15 protein-coding genes and 2 pseudogenes are annotated in these 17,648 nt (G+C 71.1%); 7 read left to right on the forward strand and 10 right to left on the reverse strand.

Annotated features, from left to right (window positions below; all coding sequences use genetic code 11):
• Positions 1 to 332: 332 nt before the first annotated feature.
• Together KUTG_RS14720 and KUTG_RS66175 are read right to left on the reverse strand one after the other, a co-directional pair.
• A complete protein-coding gene (locus KUTG_RS14720; protein ID WP_157494539.1) occupies positions 333 to 2,447 on the reverse strand; it encodes a sensor histidine kinase in 2,115 nt (704 codons plus the stop codon).
• Positions 2,448 to 2,457: 10 nt separating this feature from the next.
• The gene (locus tag KUTG_RS66175; RefSeq protein WP_369794640.1) at positions 2,458 to 3,768 is read right to left on the reverse strand and encodes a PP2C family protein-serine/threonine phosphatase; all 1,311 of its coding nucleotides are present in this window, start codon (positions 3,766 to 3,768) and stop codon (positions 2,458 to 2,460) included.
• A 41-nt stretch (positions 3,769 to 3,809) separates the two neighbouring features.
• Between KUTG_RS66175 and KUTG_RS14730 the strand changes: the two genes are divergently transcribed.
• The 3 genes from KUTG_RS14730 to KUTG_RS14735 are packed head-to-tail and all read left to right on the forward strand — an operon-like array spanning position 3,810 to position 6,445.
• A complete protein-coding gene (locus KUTG_RS14730; RefSeq protein ID WP_369794468.1) occupies positions 3,810 to 5,003 on the forward strand; it encodes an N-6 DNA methylase in 1,194 nt (397 codons plus the stop codon).
• A gap of 2 nt (positions 5,004 to 5,005) precedes the next feature.
• Complete coding sequence (locus KUTG_RS66180) at positions 5,006 to 5,554, forward strand: hypothetical protein (RefSeq protein WP_369794469.1); 549 nt, start codon at positions 5,006 to 5,008, stop codon at positions 5,552 to 5,554.
• A 12-nt stretch (positions 5,555 to 5,566) separates the two neighbouring features.
• A complete protein-coding gene (locus KUTG_RS14735; protein WP_043717413.1) occupies positions 5,567 to 6,445 on the forward strand; it encodes a serine/threonine-protein kinase in 879 nt (292 codons plus the stop codon).
• Positions 6,446 to 7,020: 575 nt separating this feature from the next.
• On the opposite strand, the gene KUTG_RS58440 is transcribed toward KUTG_RS14735, so the two are convergent.
• Together KUTG_RS58440 and KUTG_RS14740 are read right to left on the reverse strand one after the other, a co-directional pair.
• Positions 7,021 to 7,188, reverse strand: a complete 168-nt coding sequence (locus tag KUTG_RS58440) for a hypothetical protein (protein ID WP_157494541.1) — start codon at positions 7,186 to 7,188, stop codon at positions 7,021 to 7,023.
• A complete protein-coding gene (locus tag KUTG_RS14740; protein WP_043717416.1) occupies positions 7,185 to 7,784 on the reverse strand; it encodes a TIGR03086 family metal-binding protein in 600 nt (199 codons plus the stop codon). The genes KUTG_RS58440 and KUTG_RS14740 overlap by 4 nt, the downstream gene beginning before the upstream one ends.
• 55 nt (positions 7,785 to 7,839) lie before the next feature.
• On the opposite strand from KUTG_RS14740, the gene KUTG_RS14745 reads away from it, so the two are divergent.
• On the forward strand, positions 7,840 to 8,265 hold the full coding sequence (locus tag KUTG_RS14745; RefSeq protein WP_232240802.1) for a MarR family winged helix-turn-helix transcriptional regulator: 426 nt from the start codon (positions 7,840 to 7,842) through the stop codon (positions 8,263 to 8,265).
• Here the strand turns inward: KUTG_RS14745 and KUTG_RS14750 are convergent.
• From KUTG_RS14750 to KUTG_RS14760, 3 genes and pseudogenes are all read right to left on the reverse strand, one after another.
• Positions 8,240 to 8,917: pseudogene (locus KUTG_RS14750) on the reverse strand (DUF2867 domain-containing protein); the annotation flags it as partial. The gene KUTG_RS14745 and the pseudogene KUTG_RS14750 sit on opposite strands and share 26 nt — an antisense overlap.
• A gap of 135 nt (positions 8,918 to 9,052) precedes the next feature.
• Positions 9,053 to 9,848: pseudogene (locus KUTG_RS14755) on the reverse strand (NAD(P)H-binding protein); the annotation flags it as partial.
• A gap of 24 nt (positions 9,849 to 9,872) precedes the next feature.
• Positions 9,873 to 11,579, reverse strand: a complete 1,707-nt coding sequence (locus KUTG_RS14760) for a DUF5107 domain-containing protein (protein WP_232240803.1) — start codon at positions 11,577 to 11,579, stop codon at positions 9,873 to 9,875.
• A 102-nt stretch (positions 11,580 to 11,681) separates the two neighbouring features.
• Between KUTG_RS14760 and KUTG_RS56305 the strand changes: the two genes are divergently transcribed.
• Together KUTG_RS56305 and KUTG_RS14770 are read left to right on the forward strand one after the other, a co-directional pair.
• Positions 11,682 to 11,891: a hypothetical protein gene (locus tag KUTG_RS56305; protein ID WP_043717422.1), complete on the forward strand. Its 210-nt coding sequence runs from the start codon at positions 11,682 to 11,684 to the stop codon at positions 11,889 to 11,891.
• A 31-nt stretch (positions 11,892 to 11,922) separates the two neighbouring features.
• Positions 11,923 to 12,402: a hypothetical protein gene (locus KUTG_RS14770; RefSeq protein ID WP_052394526.1), complete on the forward strand. Its 480-nt coding sequence runs from the start codon at positions 11,923 to 11,925 to the stop codon at positions 12,400 to 12,402.
• On the opposite strand, the gene KUTG_RS63545 is transcribed toward KUTG_RS14770, so the two are convergent.
• Genes KUTG_RS63545 through KUTG_RS53435 form a run of 3 tightly spaced genes read right to left on the reverse strand, consistent with a single transcriptional unit; the run spans position 12,399 to position 16,103 of the window.
• Entirely contained in the window at positions 12,399 to 13,829 is a 1,431-nt protein-coding gene (locus KUTG_RS63545; protein WP_232240804.1) for a helix-turn-helix transcriptional regulator, read from the reverse strand. The genes KUTG_RS14770 and KUTG_RS63545 overlap by 4 nt on opposite strands.
• Before the next feature lie 31 nt (positions 13,830 to 13,860).
• Positions 13,861 to 14,847 carry a hypothetical protein gene (locus KUTG_RS63550; RefSeq protein WP_232240805.1) on the reverse strand — a complete coding sequence of 329 codons (987 nt, stop codon included), beginning with the start codon at positions 14,845 to 14,847 and terminating at the stop codon, positions 13,861 to 13,863.
• On the reverse strand, positions 14,844 to 16,103 hold the full coding sequence (locus tag KUTG_RS53435; protein WP_198047167.1) for an Hsp70 family protein: 1,260 nt from the start codon (positions 16,101 to 16,103) through the stop codon (positions 14,844 to 14,846). The genes KUTG_RS63550 and KUTG_RS53435 overlap by 4 nt, the downstream gene beginning before the upstream one ends.
• Before the next feature lie 214 nt (positions 16,104 to 16,317).
• Between KUTG_RS53435 and KUTG_RS14785 the strand changes: the two genes are divergently transcribed.
• Complete coding sequence (locus tag KUTG_RS14785; RefSeq protein ID WP_157494543.1) at positions 16,318 to 17,583, forward strand: IniB N-terminal domain-containing protein; 1,266 nt, start codon at positions 16,318 to 16,320, stop codon at positions 17,581 to 17,583.
• Positions 17,584 to 17,648: the final 65 nt, after the last annotated feature.

Raw genomic sequence — 17,648 nt, forward strand, 5'->3', positions numbered from 1 at the left:
GTCCACCAGCAGCACGGCCGGCCGGTACGCGGCGGCAGCCTGGATCGCCTCCCGGCCGTTGACAGCCTCGGCCACCACCCGCATGCCGGGTGTCGAGGCCAGCAGCGCCCGCAGACCGCTACGCACCACGGGATGGTCGTCGGCCAGCACAACAGTGATCTCGGGGTCGGGCACCTGCTGCTCCTGTGGTCGTGGCGAACGAGGTCTTGGTCACCCGGCCCGGCCGGGAAGAACTTCCCGGTCCGACCGGGTGCCTGCCCCCTGGGACCGGGAAGGCGGCCGAGGCAGGCTGTGCAGTGTCGGGGGCAGTCCGCCCTCACCTTCCCAAGGAGTCACCCATGGCAGCAGAGGACTTCGGCATCGTCGCGCGCTTTTCCGTCCCGCACGCCGAGTTCGCCGGGAAAGTCACCCCGGGGACGCCGGTGAGCTACGGGTAAGCCCCGCGCTGCCGTCCTCCCCCGGCATCGAGCGGGAGGGCGGGCGCTGACTCGGCCGCCGCCGGGGCTCGGACCGCTGCGACACCAGCCGTCCACCTCGGCGGCGCGCTCGGCCATCGACGCCGTGCCGACGCCCGGCGCCCATGCCGTGGACGAGGAACCGCCGTTGTCGGCGACCTCGATGCGCAGCTCGTCGGAAACCGAGATCTGCACACGAGCGTGATCGGCGGCGGAGTGCTTGGCGGCGTTGGTGAGCGCCTCGACGACGATCCGGTACGCCGCGACCTCGACGGCCGCCGGCAGGTCCAGCCGTCCGCCGGGGGCGTCGATGACGATCCGCAGCGGATCGCCGCCGGCCCGGTAGCTGAGCCGATCGGCCTGCTGCCGCAGGGCTTCCACCAGCCCGAGCTCGTCGATCGCCGGTGGACGCAGGCCGTCGACCAGGCGCCGGATCTCGCTGATCGCCGCGTTGGCGTGCGCACGGAGTTGACCGAGCAGCTCCAGCGCGCCGGCCGGCTCGACGGTGACGAGGTTGCGCGCGGCGTCGGTCGTGAAGGCCAGGCCGCTCAAGGTGGGGCCCAGGCCGTCGTGCAGATCTCGGCGCAGCCGACGGCGTTCCTCCTCGCGCGCGGACACCAGCCGTTGCCGCGACGCCTGCAACTCCGCCGACAGCACGGTCGCGCGGACGGCGACGGCCAGCGGCGCGACCAGGACGCCGAGCACCCGCAGGTCCTCGGGATCCAGCCGCGACTGTCCCTGCCGGACGCCGACCACCAGTTCCACGTCGCCATTGTCCGAGCTCAGCAGCGGCAACACCTCGACACGCCCACCCGGCTGACCAGATGTCGCCGTTTCTCGCCCGTCCAGTCGGAACGCCGCGAACGGCAGCCGCAGCGACTCCCGCACGGCCGTCAGCAGATCGTCGAGAGAACCGGGATCCCGGCGCAGGCGATCCCCCAGGTTGCGCAACGCCCGCACGGGATCGCCGCGATCCCCGTAGAAGAGACGATCGATCCCGCGTTGCAGCCACGCCCGGCCCGGTTGGAACGCGATGGCGACACCCAGCGCGACCAGGGCGGCCCCGATGTCACCGAGCCGGCTCTGCAACACCAGGTCGAAGACCAGAACCACGCCGCTGTAGAGCAGCACCACCGCCCCGGACAGCAGCAGATACAGCAGCGTCCGGGACACCACCAGCTTGATGTCGAACAGCTGGGGGCGCAGCAGGCCGATGGCCATCGCGACCGGCTGCAGGAAGATCAACACCTGTAACGAGGTGGCGCTGATGCCGAACGGCGCCCACGGCACCGCGCACAGCACTGCCAGCATCAGCCACAGCATCTGCCGCCGCTGCCGCTCGTCGCCGTCCCGGTAGCGGACCGCGAGCACGACGACGTCGATCAGCATCGGCACGACGATCGCCGCCAGGTCCAGCTGCGGGCGGATCGGTTCCAGCACCGGGATCGCGAACGCGCCCGTGTACGGCGGCGGGCCGCCGACCGAGTACGGCGAGGTGGTGATCAGGCTCCACCACTCGAACGCCACGGCGATGACCACGGTCAGCCCGGCGACCGGCCGGAACCGGCGGGTCAGCGTGCCGGTGGGGAACAGCAGCAGCGCGAACGGGATGAACAGCCGCAGGCCCAGCGGCCACGACGCCGTCGCGGCGGTGACGATCACGCCGAGCGTCGGCTCGGTCCAGCCGTGCACCAGCCCGAAGCTGAGCAGGCCGACCAGGAGGACGGTGGTGGCGTGGGCCGCGCCACCGCACAGCAGCAACCACCCGATGGGGTTATGGGAACGCCGCCAGGCCACCAGCGCGCCGCACAGCGCGAAGGTCATCGCCAGCAGGCTGTCCGTGACCAGGAAGTTCTGCACCCCGTCGGCGAACGTCCAGCCGTCGCCGAACCACAGTGCGACGCCGCCCACCACCTCGGCGACGATCACGCCATAGCTCAGCCAGGCCCACCAGGTCACCCTCCTGGGGGAGCCACCCTTGCCCCAGCTCACCCCGCACACGCTACCCAGAGTTCCGTCGCCAGTATTTCCGGCAGCCGGCACGCCGGGATTCCGCCACGTCCGCCAGCACCACGCTCACGTTGTCCGGCGCTCCCCCGCGCAGCGCCAGGTCGACGAGCTGGTCCACCGCGTCGTCCGGGACCGAGACGTCGGCCAGCACGCCGGCGATCGTCTCGTCCGTGAGCACCGCCGTCAGGCCGTCCGAGCAGATCAGGTACCGGTCGCCGGCCTTGAGCCGGTAGGAGAAGACGTCCGGCTCCGCCTTGCTGCCGGTCTGCACCGCCCGGGCCAGCATGTTCCGGCGTGGGTACGTCTCCGCCTCCTCCGCCGTGATCCGCCCGCTGTCCAGCAGCGACTGGACCAGCGTGTGGTCCTGGGTCATCTGCCTCAGTTCGCCGCCCCGCCACCGATATGCCCGCGAATCCCCGATGTGCACGCCCGCGAGCACTTCGCCGGTCCAGAGCAGTGCGGTGATGGTCGTGCCCATGCCGTGGAAGCCACTGTCCCGCGCCGCCATGGCGTCCAGCCGCCGCTGCACCTCGCCAGGAACCGAGCCAAGCACGACGGTCTTCTCCACCCCACCGAACTTCCCGACTTCGGCGGACTTCCCAACTCCACCCGACTTCCCAACTCCACCCGACTTCCCAGCACCGCCCGACCTCTCAACTCCGGCGGACTTCCCGACTCCGACCGACTTCTCAACTCCGGCCGACTTCTCAACTCCGGCCGACTCCTCGACTCCGCCGAACTTCCCGGCACCGCCGGACCTCCCGGCACCGGTCGACCGCCTGCTACGGGCCGACTTCTCGACACCGACGGACTCCTCAACTCCGTCCAACTTCTCAACTTCGGCGAACTTCTCAACTCCGGCCGACTCCTCGATACGCGTCGGCCGGCCGAGACCGAACAACCTGCCCAGACCAGCGGACTTCCCGACTCCGACCGACTTCTCGACTTCGGCCGACTCCTCGATGCGCGTCGACCCGCCAAGACCGAACAACCTGCCCAGTCCGGTGGACTTCTCAAGTCCGACCGACTTCTCAACTCCGGCGGACTTGTCGATTACGGCCGAGTTCTCGATGTCGACCGACTTCTCCAGTTCGGCGAGCACCTGGACGGCGACCGCGCTGGCGACCTCTCCGTGGGCGTGGCCGCCCATGCCGTCGGCCACCGCTAGGACGTGTTTGCCCAGGTGGACGGCGTCCTGGTTGTAGCCGCGAAGGCAGCCCGGATGGGTGCGCGACACGGCGGTCAACCGGAACTTTGCTATGTTCGCCATGTCACCAGTGAAGCAGTTGTGAACTGAGTTCACAAGCAAAATGACTGTGCACTGGTGCTGCTAGGCTTCGCTCGGTGAACTCCGGAGCCACCGTCAGCGCCGCCGACATCGCCCGACTTGTCGATGTCGGCCGGGCGGCCGTCAGCAACTGGCGGCGGCGGTTCGACGACTTTCCCCGGCCGGTCGGCGGCAGCGCGGCGAGCCCGCTGTTCTCCCTGACCGAGATCGAGGACTGGCTGCGCCGCAACGGCAAGGCGTTCGAGGTGTCCACCGCCGAACGCACGTGGCAGGCGCTCCGTTCAGGCGTCGACGACCTCCGGCTCGGCGAAGAGGTCGCCCGGGCCGGCATGTTCCTCTCCGGCAGCGGCAGCTTCGACGACTCGCAGTTGGCACGACTGCTCAACCAGCTGGCCGAGGAGCACGGTGCCGCCGGCGCGTACGAGCTGATCGTCGCCCGCTACGTCGACGCCCACTCTCGCCGGCTCGCCGTCACCCCGCCGGCCGTCGCCGAGCTGATGGTCCGCCTCGCCTGCCCCGACGGCGGCGTGGTGCTCGACCCGGCGTGCGGGGTCGGCACGCTGGCCGTGGCCAGCACCGCGCACGAGGTCTTCCTCCAGGACATCGACCGAGCCGCCATGGTGATCGCCTCGTGCCGCATGACGCTGCGGGACACCGACGTCGACATGGCCACCGGCGATTCGCTGCGGCGCGACCGCTTCGCCGGCCAGCTGGTCGACGCAGTGCTGTGCGATCCGCCGGTCAACGACCGCACCTGGGGGCACGAGGAGCTGGTCGCCGACCCGCGCTGGGAGTACGGCGTGCCGCCGCGTGGCGAGCCGGAACTGGCGTGGCTGCAGCACTGTCTCTCCCACGTCGGCCCCGACGGCATGGTGGCCATCCTGATGCCGCCGACCGCCGCGAGCCGTCGGCCCGGCCGTCGGATCCGGGCCAAGCTGCTGCGCACCGGCGCTCTGCGGGCCGTCATCGGGTTGCCGGACGCCGGCTCCGACCTGTGGCTGCTGTGTCGGCCGGCGCCGGAGTCCCGGCCGCCGTCGACGGTGTTGATCACCGATGAGCTGGACGGCGTCGAGACGGCGTGGCTGGACCCGTCCGCGGCGGACGCGGTGCGGATCATCGACTGCTCGACGACGACGTCGACATCAGCCCGGCCCGGCGGCGGCAGCTGGCCCAGGGGCCGGACATCGGCCGCGAGTTCGCCGCCGCCGTCGAGCGGTTCCGCGGCTTCGACCTCGCGCCGCCGAACCTGACGGTGCTGGTCGAGCACGCGACCGCGCCGACCACGACCGTCGGCGACCTGATCCGGTCGGGTGCTCTGACCGTGCGGCACGCCCCCGTCAAGCTGACGCCGGGCGACGGCGTGCCCGTGCTGACCATGGACGACCTCGCCGAGGGCCGTCCGGCGAGCGAACGTGCCGCCGACACCGGCGACCTGGTGATGATCGAGCCCGGCGAGGTCGTCGCGGCCCCGACCGGGATGGCGCGGGTGGCGACGGCAGCCGCCGCGCTCGGGCCGTACCTGACGGCATATCGCGTCGACGAACAGCAGCTCGACGCCCGGTTCCTGGCCGGCGCGCTGCGGGCCTCCACCGCTCGGCCGACCACCGGCTCCAGCCGTCTCGACGTTCGGCGGACGCAGGTGCCGCGACTGGCCCTTGGCGAGCAACGGGCGTGTGGGGAGGCTTTCGAGCGGCTGCTGGCGTTCGAGGACCAGTTGCGGGAGGCCGCCGCGGTCGGCGGCTCCGTGGTGCGGCTCGGCGTCGACGGCCTGGTCGAGGGTAGCCTGCGGCCAGGACGCTAGCGGGAGGGCCGGATGCTCATCGCCGACCGGTACGAGCTCGACGACCTGCCGCTCAGCCGGGGCGGCATGGGCGCCGTGCACGGTGGCTACGACAAGCACCTCGACCGCCGGGTCGCCGTGAAGTTCCTGCACTGGCCCGGCGGTTCCGACGACGAGCTCGAGCGGCGCTTCGTCCGGGAGGCCCGGATCCTGGCCCGGCTGGAGCATCCCGGCGCGCCCGTCCTCTACGACTTCGGGGCGCACGAGCACCGGTTGTTCCAGGTCATGCAGTTCATCGACGGCGTCACCGTCGCCGATCTCGTCAGCGAGCACGGGCCCCTTCCCGTGCCGTGGGCCGCTTCCATCGCCGCCCAGTCCTGCGCCGTGCTCTCCGCCGCCCACGCGCTCGGCATCGCGCACCGGGATCTCAAGCCCACCAACCTGATGCTGTGTCCCGACGGCAGCGTCAAGGTGCTCGACTTCGGCCTGGCCCTGCTGCGGGAGTCCGACTTCGCGCAGTTCACCCGCGCCGGCCAGATCCTCGGCACGCCCGCCTACATGGCCCCCGAGCAGATCCAGCGCGGCGCCGCCGGGCCGTCCAGCGATCTCTACGCCTTGGGCTGTGTGCTGCACGAGATGCTCACCGGCCGGCAGCTGTTCACCGGCCCCACCGCCTACGCCGTGTTCGACAAGCAGGTCAAGGAGTTGCCGCCCGCCGTGCCCGGTGTGCCTCCGGCCCTCGACCAGCTGCTCCAGGCCGTCCTGGCCAAGGACCCCGCCCGCCGCCCCGCCGACGCCGTCGCCCTCTACGACCTCCTGCTCCCCTTCATCACCGATCTCCCACCCCTACCGGGTTTCCTCGACCCCGCCCACCCCTCCCGCATGTACTCCCACGTAGCCGGCCGCCGCTGACACCCCCGCGAGTCACGCCCTCAGACCCACCGAATGTCGGGTTCGGGCACCCCCGCGAGTCCGGCCCAGCGTCACACCGAAACCCGGTTTTCGGTAGGTCGACAGCTGAATCAACGCGGCACGAGCGGATCCGCGGCTATTTCGTCGATCCGGGGCCTTTGACCAGGCCGGCGCTCCGCTCGCCGGCCGCCGTCGCGCGAATCCCTTGCCCTGCTTGACAATGCCGCGTTCCCAGCTTCGTGTGCTTGACTCGGATTCGGGGGCGCCATCGTGTGCTGGCGAAAAGCGCAGCCCTCAATCCAGCCTAGACCTCCAACCTGGGAGCCCTGGCCGGCTACGGGACCGGAGGCCGAGTCACTGGCAGCTTCGTGGCGACGGTCGCCCGGCCGACGAGGGACGAGGCAGGACTGGTGTCAGGGCTTGGGTTTGAGCGCCAAGCAACACGTGGGCTCTGCCTTGACAGGGCCGGCGGAAGCGGAGGCGGAAGCGGGGCGGGGCGGGGCGGGGCGGGGCGGGGCGGGGCGGGGAACGCTACCTGTTCCACCGACCAGCGCGATCCGCTGCGGGCCAAGGGTTCACGGCGTTTCGCGCTCCGCGGCCAGGTCGTTGATGATCCACTTCAAAGCGCTGACGGCGTTCGAGTAGCGCAGGTATCGAGGGTTCTGGTTCGACTTGGGCTCGCAGCGGGATCGCATCCGGCGGAGCTCGTCGATCATGTCGCGCAGGCGGTCCGTCTCTGTCATGCCACCGAGGCTAGCCAGGAGGGCGAGCGCCCCAAGGCGGCGAGGATCTGGTCCAGCGGGGTGGGGGCGTCGCCGGCGGGAAGGGCGGGGGCGAAAGGGGCGTCGGGAGTGAGGCGGTTGGCGTCGTTCGGCACGGAGAGGGCGATCGGCAGGGCGAGCTCAAGGGTGGCAGGGGGCAAGGAGTAGTCGAGGCCCAGGGAGCGGGCGACGTCCCAGCCGTGGACGACGTAGTCGATGAGGTGGAAGGAAATGGCCTGAGCGGCGGGGAAGCGGGAGACGGGGTGGAACTCGGGGAGATCGAAGGCGGAAGAGGGCGTGGCAAAGGCGGAGAGGACGTCTGAAGCGGCGTCGGTGTAGGAGGCGACGGGGTGAGGGCCAAGGGGCAGGACCTGCCAAGCGGAGAGGTCGCTGCCCTGGCCGCGGGCGGCAGCGGCGAAGCCACGGTGCTGAGCGGTCATGTGGGCCAGGAGGTCGGAGAGTGACCAACCGGCGCAAGGAGTGGGGCGGTCGAGGGAAGCGGAGCCGACACGGGAGACGACGTCGATGCTGGCCTGGATGACGGTGCGGTGATGGACCACGAGCGAGTTGATATGCATATGATTATGATAGGCAGGTGCATACGGTAAGCGCAAGGCCGTTACCATGCAGCTCATGCGACGGGATCTGGCGGCGATGATCGCGCCGCTGCAGAGGGCGCTGATCGCGGCGGAGCTGCCGGTGCTGAAGGAGCACGGCGTGAGCATGTGGGGCTACGTGGTGCTCAACGCCCTGGACGGAGAGCCGGTGAGGACCCAGGCGGCGCTGGCGGAGTTCATCGGGGCGGACAAGAGTCGGATCATCGGGGTGCTGGACGGGCTGGAGGACGAAGGCCTGCTCGAACGCACCAAGGACCCGGCGGACCGGCGGGCGCGGTTCGTGGCCATCACGGAGGAGGGCCGCCGGAGGAAGCGGGCGATCCAGAGCGACATCCAACGCACCGAGGAGCGCCTGCTGACGAAGCTCCCGAAGGAAGACCGGGAGGCGTTCCTGCGAGCGCTGGACGTGCTGTCGGCTACCGAGATCGAGCAGCCCCGGTGATGTTGCGAACCATGCCGCCGAAAACCAGGTCGTGGAACGGGGAAATGGCCTTCCAGTACACGTGCCCGGCCAAGCCATGGGGCTGGAACACGGCGCGCTGACGGTAGAGGCTGCCGCCGTCGACGGACGGCTCGACGCCGAGCTCCAACCAGGCCCGCCCGGGCAGCTTCATCTCCGCCCGCAGGCGCAGCAGACGGGGGCGGTCCAGGCTCTCGACCCGCCACCAGTCCAGGGCCTCGCCCACGTGCAGCCGTCGGGGATCGCGCCGACCACGGCGTAGGCCGACGCCGCCGACGAGGCGGTCGGCCCAGCCCCGCACGGCCCACGCGAGGGGGAACGAGTACCAGCCGTGCTCGCCACCGATGGCCTCGATGACCTGCCACACCTGCTGGGGCGCGGCGTCGGAACGGTGTTCGCGGACGTCCTCGTACAGGCTGCCGCCGGCCCAGTCGGGGTCGGTGGGCAGCGGATCGGCGGGCTCGGCGCTGGCGTCGGACCAACGGGTCGGCACGTCGGCGCGGGCGATCCGGGCCAGGGCCAGCTCCAACGCCTGCTCGTAGTGGGTGAGCCCGCCGTCCGGATCGGGGATGTGCCGGGCGATGTCGTGCTCATGGCAGACGACCTCGTGCACGAGCGACTCGATCAGTAACATTACATGTGAGGTAGTACTTATTATCATCCTAAACATATCAGTTGCGTGCGTAGTTTTGAAGCAGGCCGATGGGCCATAGAGCAACTTAGACACCGTGTGTGACCGGCCGTGCCGCGGCGACTAGCGCTCTGAAACGGGTCCCGGATAGATGCGGTTACTCACCACGGAAGCGTTATGCCTATAGCAGCCCTCGAGATAATGCCGAGCGTTCTGGCAGTCTAAATCGTATTTCACTATCGGAACGGGGAGATGATCCGACCTCGTGGTCTGTTGACAGAAAATTAGAGACTCGGTAGGTCAACACATCCGGGCCGCCGATGTCGAAGGCCCGGTCGACGTCCGCCGGCAACGAGGCGGCGTGCACGAGGTAGTGCAGCACGTCGCGGACGGCTATGGGCTGGATCCGGTTGCGCACCCAGCGCGGGGTGATCATCGCCGGCAGGCGTTCGGTGAGGTAGCGGAGCATCTCGAAGCTGGCGGAGCCGGAGCCGATGATCACGGCGGCCTGGAGCACGGCGGCCGGCACCCGGCCGGCGAGGAAGATCCGGCCGACCTCGGCCCGCGAGGCCAGGTGGGCCGACAGCTGTGTGCCGTCCGGCACGATGCCGCCCAGATAGACGATGCGTTTGACGCCGTGCTCGGCCGCCGCGTCGGCCACGGCTTGTGCCGCCGCACGGTCCACGTCGACGAAGTCGTGCCGGTTGAGTGAGTGCACCAGGTAGTACACGACGTCCTGGCCCTCGATCGCCGCCCGCACGCCATCGGCGCTGGTCACGTCGCCGCGAACGGCCTCGACGCGGTCTCGCCACGCGGCGTCCTGGAGCTTGTCGGGGGTGCGGGCGACCACCCGCACCTCATGGCCGGCGTCCAGCAGCGCCGGGACGACCCGGCCGCCGATGTAGCCGGTGGCACCGAAGACAACACATCGCATGCCTTCGAGGGTGCTCCCCCGCCGTCAGTCCCGCAGAACGGAGACCATCCGGAAGTCGTACGCGGCAGGGATGGGCTCATCGCCGGCGATGAGCCGCCACGTGTCGGTGAGGGACTCCTCCCCCTCGCGGAGGTCGGCGACCTCGAAGCCGGCGTCGAAAATGGCACGGGCGCCGGCGACGTCGCCGAGGGCATGCCGGATGCGGGCGTCCAACAGGCGCAGACGACCAAGCGTGGCAACGGATTCCGGCAAGGAAGCCAGGACCGACGCGGCCGCGCCGGCCGAGCCCGCGGCCAACAGGGCCTCCAAGGTCTCCACGGCGAGGCCCGGCACCGAAGGTGCAAGCTCGATGGCCCGCAGCAACAAGCCGACGGCCCGGTCCGGACGGGCGAAAGCCAAGGCGCGCAAGGACCACGGCGACTCCGCCAAGGCCAAGGACCGCTCCCACGCGGACACCGCGCCAAGCGTGTCGCCGTGATACCACCGCGCAACACCCAAGTGGTACAAGGAGATCCATGACTCAGGGGCGGCCTCCAACAGCGAATGCCAAGCCACCAAAGTGCATCCGGGCGGCGACAGCGGATCCCCGATGGTCATGGCCCCGTCCAGCAACGCCAACCAAGGGAGCTGCTCAAGACCCAACGACCCAAAAGGCGTGCCGGGCAAAGGATCGACGCCGGTGCGCAGCAACTCCAGGGCGCCCCATCCGGAGCCGGAGAACAACACCGTCGGCTCAGCGGAGGCCACGGAACGCCAAGAATCCAGTGGCAGCGAAGGAAAATCGCCGTAGGGGCCGTAGGCCTCCAGCCAATCCCACGACGCGCCGCCGGGCATCGGAAGGTACTCGAACTGGGTGGGCGCCAGACCGGCCTGGATCTCCAGGTAGCCGTCGGTCCCCGGCGCCAGCCAGGACTGCCAGCGCCGACCACCAGCGCCGGTCCCCCACACGAACAACTTCCGACCCCGCAAACGATCCGTGGACGCCTGCATCAGCCCGAAGCCGCCGGCGTCCACGGCCGCGATCCATGGCTGATCAGCAGCGGGAATGTCATAGAACAGGTCGGCGGCGTCGCGGTCGTCGACCGAGACGAACGAAGCGTCCACGCGGGACAGTCGCTGCGTGTACCCGTAGTGCCAACCGGAAGAGGCCGGCACCAGGATCCGGGTGTCCGAGCGTAGGGGAACGGCGGCGTTGGACCACCAGTAGGCGGGAACCTCATGCGGCCAAGGATTCCGGATCCGCACGCCGACGTAGAGGAAAGAGGAGTCCGGCGGCAGCCACAGATCGACCTGGTACACGAGGTTCCGGGTCCGCTCCCACTCCCACAGTCGCAGCACCGGCGAGCCGTCGGGCCCCTCCACGGTGCCGGCGTACATCGGCGCGCAGGTCATGGTGGTGTGGCCGGTGCTGCCGAGGTTCCACTCCACGCCGCCGGCGAACCAGGCGTTGCGCAGGGCGAGGTTCGCCGGCTGGAAGACGGGGTTGCGGAACAGCAGGTCCCGACCCGACGGCTTGTGCACGAGCGAGTGGAGCCGGCCGCCGAGCCCGGGCAGCACGGTGGCGGCGAGGTGGTCGTTCTCCAGCACCACCGCCGGCAGGGCGGTCTCGCTCAGTGACCGGCCGTAGCCGTCCTGGAGCAGGCAGGGCAGCACCTTCTCCATGCCCTCGCCCAGCACGGGCAGCGGGTTCTCCGGTCCGAGGGCGGCGGCGGGCAGCCGAAGCTCGGTCACGGTCAGTGCGGTACGCCCCATGGCGTTGATCTAATACCCGGCAAACGTTTGCGATCCCCGATTCGCTCGCAACCCGGCCGCGAGCAGGGCAGAGTGGGCGGCATGGCCTTGCCGATCATCGGACTCGCGAAGGCGGTCACCGTGGCCGCCATCGACACCACGATCGCCCTGGTGTCGCTGCCGGCCCGGGTGATCGGGCTGGTCGGCGCGGCCGAGTCGATGGTGGAGCGCATCACCGAGGTGGTCGAGCGGCCGAGCGCCTGGTCGTGGAGGTCGAGGCCATTGCCGCCTCGGCCGGCGTGGTGGTGGTGACGCCGCCAAGATCAGCAGCCAGGCCTCGGGCGTGGTGGCCGTGGCCGACCAGGTCAGCCGCCAGGCCTCCGGCGTCGTGGCGGTGGCCGAGCACGTCAGCGGCCGGGCCAACGAGGTCGTCGGCGGCGCGGCCCGGGTCAGCGAGGAGGCGGCCGCCGTGGTCGCGCTGGCCGAGAGCACCGCCGCCATCGCCAACGAGCTCATCCGCGTCTACGAGCCCATCGCCCTGCGCGCCGCCCCGCTGGCCGGACGCTTCGTCACGGAGCTGTCCGACGAGGAGGTCGACGCGGCGATCCGGCTGGTCGACGAGCTGCCGAAGCTGACCGAGCACCTGATCGCCAACATCCTGCCCATCCTGGGCACGCTGGACCGGGTCGGCCCGGACGTGACGGAGCTGCTCAAGGTGACCAGGGACGTGCGGCAGGCGATCGTCGGCATCCCCGGCTTCCGGTTCTTCCGCCGCCGGGGCGCCGAACAGATCGAGGCAAAACAGGAGCAGGAAGAGAGCTAGACCCGGTTGCCCAGCAGGCCTCTGAGCTGGTTGAGCAGGTCGCTGCGGGTGTCGCTGCCGAGGCGCTGGCGCATCCGGGCCACGTGGTACTCCACGGTCTTGGCCGAGATGAACAGCTTCTCCCCGATCTGCTTGTACGTCAGCCCGCTGACCACCAGCTCGGCGACCTCGCGCTCCCGGTCGGACAGAGTCGTAGCGTTGTCGGCGGCCATTGGCGCTTCCTGCTGCGGCTCCTGCTGCCGGCCCTGGATGATCCGGGCGCAGTCGAGTAAAGCGACCATCGCGGCACGGTCGGTGGTGCGGATGGCGGCCTGACCGGCGAGGCGAGCCCCGTCCCACACCAGCCCGGCGGCGGCCAAAGCCCGGGCGGCGGACTCGGTCTCCACGGGGTCGACGTCGCCGGCCAGCAGCTTCACCCACACCCGGGCGGCATCGGCGACGGCCGCGCAGTAGGGGTGCGCGGCCGCCAACCCGGCCAGGTCGGCGGCGTGACGGGCGGCGTCCTCGGGGTGCTCGTCGAGCACGGCGGCATGCATCCGGCTCCACGACAGGGCCGTCGACCACAGCGGCGGATTGCCCAGCTGCTGCACCAATTCGGTGGCCTGGGCCAGGTGCGGGGCCAGCCGTGACGAGTCGTGCAGCCGGCCGGCGGCGACGGCCCAGCTCGCCCAGCGGCAGCAGGGCGAACAGGTCGGCGGGGTGCCGGACGATGGCCTCCCGCGCCCCGATCCCCATACGGTCCGAAGCGCGGAAAGGTCGCTGTCCCGGCGGGCGAGGCCGATCTCCAGGCCGGTGGCCAGCAGCCAATCCCGCGGCTCCATGGGCCCACTGGACGTCGCGGCCAGCAGATCGGACCGGGCGGCGTCGAAGCCGCCACGGAGCATGGCCGTCCAGCCCCGCAGCAACAGGTGCCGTCGCACGGCGATGGCGCCGCCCATGCCGGAGTCGATGGCCCGCCGCAGCACGGATTCGGCGACGGTGAACTCGCCGCAGTGCAGGGCCACCAGCGCGGCCAGGGCGGCCGGGGTGTCGGGGAGCAGGACGTTGCGCCCCAACGGTTCGATCAGCACGGCGGCCCTGGTCAGGGTGGCAAGGGCCGTGGTCGCGGAACCGGCGACGGACTCCCGGACTCCCTGGGCCAGCTGCCGGGCGGCCCCGGCCAGCAGGGTCGGCGGGCCGCCGCTGCCGGGCCGGGACAACAGCTCGTCGGCCTCGGCCAGGCGACCGGTGCCGATCAGTCCCAGGGCCGCGAAGGGAATGGCCGAACCCTCGCCGGCCCAGCGGTACAACTCGGTGCTGCTGCTCAACAATCCTCGATGCGCCAACACGGCCGCGGCGACGCTGGCCCCGTGTGCGCGGTCGGCGGCGGCCTCGGCGGCGATGGCCTGGTCGGCCAGGCGCAGGCCGGAATCCAGGTCCCCGGACAACGCCGCCGCCTCGGCCCGGCGGGCGGCTTTTTTATTGGGCGGGCTCGCCGGCTTCGACGGCGGCGGCGAACAGGCGCGCCGCCAGCGCGGGCGACTCGGCCAAGGCCTCGTCGCCGGCCATCTTGAAGGCCGATGCGAACAGCGGGCCGCTCACCGGCGCCCCGAGCAGGGGCCTGACCAGCGGCAACAACGCGCCGCTGCGCGCCAGCTGAATCTCGATCAGCCGCTGGTGCAACGAAAGCCGCCGCTCCCACGGGCTCAAGGCGATCAACGCCCGCTGCGCTATCGGCAGCAGAATGCCGTAGTCGTCGAGCAATCCGCTGGCCCGGGCGCCGTCCATGGCGTCGCCCAGCGCGTCCAGGTCCAGCCCGAGCAGCGACACGAGCAGGTCCGTCGCCGCCCCCAGGGCCGTCGCCAGCAGCACCCGCCGCACGTCGTCGTCGAGGTTGTCCACCTCGTACCGGAAACCCTCGACGGCCGCCGCCGGCACCGAGCAGTCCGCGGTCTCGGACACGGCCTTGACCAGCCGGTCGACGAAGCGCGGCACCCCGCCGGTCTGCTTGCCGACCAGGTCGACCAGGTCCTCGGACGGCTTCGCACCCAGCAGCAGCCCGGCGCGCTCGCCGATCTGGGCCCGGCTCAGCGGCCCCAGCAACACCGGCGGCCGCACCCGGGTCACGGCCTCGACCAGGTCGGTCAGCGCCGCCCGTCGAGGCCACGGCCGATAGGCGATGGCCAGCTGCGCGCTGCCCGAGGCGGCCAACGCCCGCAGCGCCCGTAACCGCTCGTCGTCGAGCTGGTGGGCGTCGTCGACCAGCACGGCGGCGTCCCGCGTGGGCAGCTCCTGCCGACCGTCGTACACGGGGACGCCGGCGTCGCGGTAGATCTTGGCCCAGCGCGTGAGCAGGGCCGTCTTGCCATAGCCGCCGGGCGCCCGAACCCCGACCACCCTCGGCGCGGACGGATCGGCGGCGATCGACTCGTCCAGCTGCCGTAGATCGGACTCCAGGACCATCACAGGCCGCCCCCTATGGGCGTCGTGAAGTACTGGAGCACCAGATACGCGCAGGCCAGGACCAGCAGCAGAGTGACGATGCCGATGACCAGGCCGCGCCGGCTGGCCTTCTTGCGCCGCCGGCGCGGGGCGGCCGTGAGCGCGGGCTTGGCCGGCACGAGCTCCGGTGGCTCGGTCTCCAGCGACGGTCTGGCCGGTGGCTCCTCCGTCGCGGGCCCTTCGTCGACGAATCGGGGTCCTCCATTTTTGAACAGCACCATGGGCTCGCGGTGATCCTTTGTTTTTGACACAGGCTCCGCCACCGGGTTGACCGGCTCGGGGAGCGACCGCGAGGGCATCAGTGCGGGGGCGGGGGCGACGGTCGCCTCGGGCGCGCCGTCGACCAGCACGGGACGGCGCAGGCGCTCCCCCAGCACCTGTCGGACCAGCGGGATCCGGGCCGAGCCGCCGACGAGCACCACCGCGCCCACGCGCTCCGGCGTGAGGCCGGCATTGGACAGCGCCCTCAGCAAGACGTCCACTCCCTGGTTCAACAACGGTCTGATCAGCTCCTCGAACTCCGCACGGGTGACTCGGGCCTGGAGCGGGGCCACGACGGCCTCGGGAGCCACGGAGAGCGTGTGCTTGGCCTGCACACACTCCTGCCGCAGCTTGGTGAGGTCGTCCCAGGCCGCACCCGGGTCCGGTCTGCCCGCCGTCACGAGGGCGACCAGTTCGTCGTCGAAATCGGCGCCGGCCGGGTGCTCCGCGGTCTCCGAGCGGCCGATGATCTCGAACCCGCCCGGCGTCGGGCGAAGCAGGGTGGCGGTGACCGACGTGCCACCGAGGTCGTATACGGCGATCGGCGCGGGCCCGTCGATGCGGTGCCGGCTGGCCGCGGCCACGGCGGCGGCCACGGGCTCGGGCACTAGGGCGGAGCCCCCTAGGCCCACTCGGGACAGGGCTTCCCGCAGCAGGTCGATGCGGTAGGGGCCCCAGGTCGAGGGGTGGGTGACGGTGACGCGCACGGGCCGGTCGCCGTGGTGGGCGGCGACCTGCTCGACGATGCGGTCGATGCCGGTGGCCATCAGCTCGTGCGCGTTGTGCTGGCGGTTGCCCAGCACGATGGGCACGTCATCGCCGATCCGCCCGACGAACGGGCCGGGATCGGCCGAGACCGGCGACACCGGGTGCGGGGCACCCCGGTGTGGTCCGTCGAGCCGGGTGATCGCGGCGGCGGCGCGGCTGGCGCCGACATCGATCCCTAGCGTGTACGGCAAGTGTTCCTCCGCGAGGCGCAGCGGCCGGGGTCTCAAGTGGTGGGGGCAAAGGTAACCCATTCGTGATCTGGTGCCGTAACGAAGGGGGTTCCCTAGTGCCCCAGGCCGGGGTCGCGGCCGGATCCCTAGTGGTCGGGCCGGCAGGACTGGGAGTGATCCCGGATGGCGTACGGGCCGCCAGCCCCTACCGTTCGTCTCCATCACGGCTCACACCGTGATCATCCCCGTCAAGTCCCCCGATCGAAGTCAGGAGCACCACCCCATGGCCCAGACGCTGCACGAGTTCACCCTTGGTCTGCTGAGCGACGCGCCGACCCGCGAGCTGTTCGCCGCCGACCCCACGGGTGTCCTGCAGTCCGCTGGCCTCGGCGACATCACCGCCGCCGACGTGCACGAGATCCTGCCCCTCGTGCTCGACATGGCGCCGACCCACGTGGTCGAGGCCTTCGAGCAGACGCTGGGCGGCGCCGTCCCCGGCGTGTCGAGCCTGCCCGGCGGCGACGCCATCGCCACCCTGCAGCACCTGACCGCCGCCGTGCCGGCGCTGCCGGCCCTCCCGGTCGACGGCCTGGGCCGCGAGCTCCCGGTCAACGCCCTGCCCGTGCCCGGTCTGGACCACCTCCCCGGCCTGGACAGCCTGCCGGTCGGCCTCGACAGCCTGCCGCTGTCGGGTCTGGACAGCCTGCCCGTCGGCCTGGACAGCCTCCCCGGCCTGGACGGCGTCGCCCGTGAGCTCCCGGTCGACGGCCTGGCCGGCGTCCCGAGCCTGCCGAACCTGCCGCTGGACGGCGTGACCGGCCTCGTGCCGAGCATCCCGGGCCTGCCCGGCGTGCCGGACGTGAGCGACCCGACCGCGCTGGTCGGCGACCTGCGCGGTGCCGCGGCCAACCCGGCCCGCTCCCTGGACCAGGTGCAGCAGCTGGCCTCCCAGGTGCCGGTCGTGGCCTCGCACGGCATGCCCGCCGTCCCCTCGGTGGAGAACCTGGTCGGCACCGTCACCCACGTCGCCTCCGACGTCGACGTGACCAAGACGCTCGACACCACCTCGCACACCGTCGCCGGTGTCGCGGGCAACGTGCCGGTCGCCGGCAAGATCGTCGCCGACACCTCGGGCCACGTGACCTCCGCGGTGCACGGCGTCGACGTCGACGGCGTGACCAAGACCGTCACCTCGCTGTCGCACATCACCGACGTCACCCAGATCGCGAACGACCCGATCCACTCGATCACCAGCATCGCCAACGACCCGATCCACGCCGCGACCAACATCGCCGACGTGTCGCACACCCTGGACACCGTCACCTCGGTGCACGGCGACCAGGCCCTGCAGCACGTCACCGGCGCGGTCGACGCCACGGTCAAGGACCTGAACATCGGCGACGCCAACCACATCGGCGGCATCGGCAACATCGACCTGGGCGGCGTGCACGTGGACAACGTGACGCACAACCTCGACGCCACGCACCTGACCGGCTTCTGATCCTTCCTCCCTTCTCCAGAACCGGTTGACCGCTTCCAGGCCGGGCCCGCTCCCTCAGCGTGGGC

The organism is Kutzneria sp. 744 (assembly GCF_000568255.1).
GTDB lineage: Bacteria > Actinomycetota > Actinomycetes > Mycobacteriales > Pseudonocardiaceae > Kutzneria.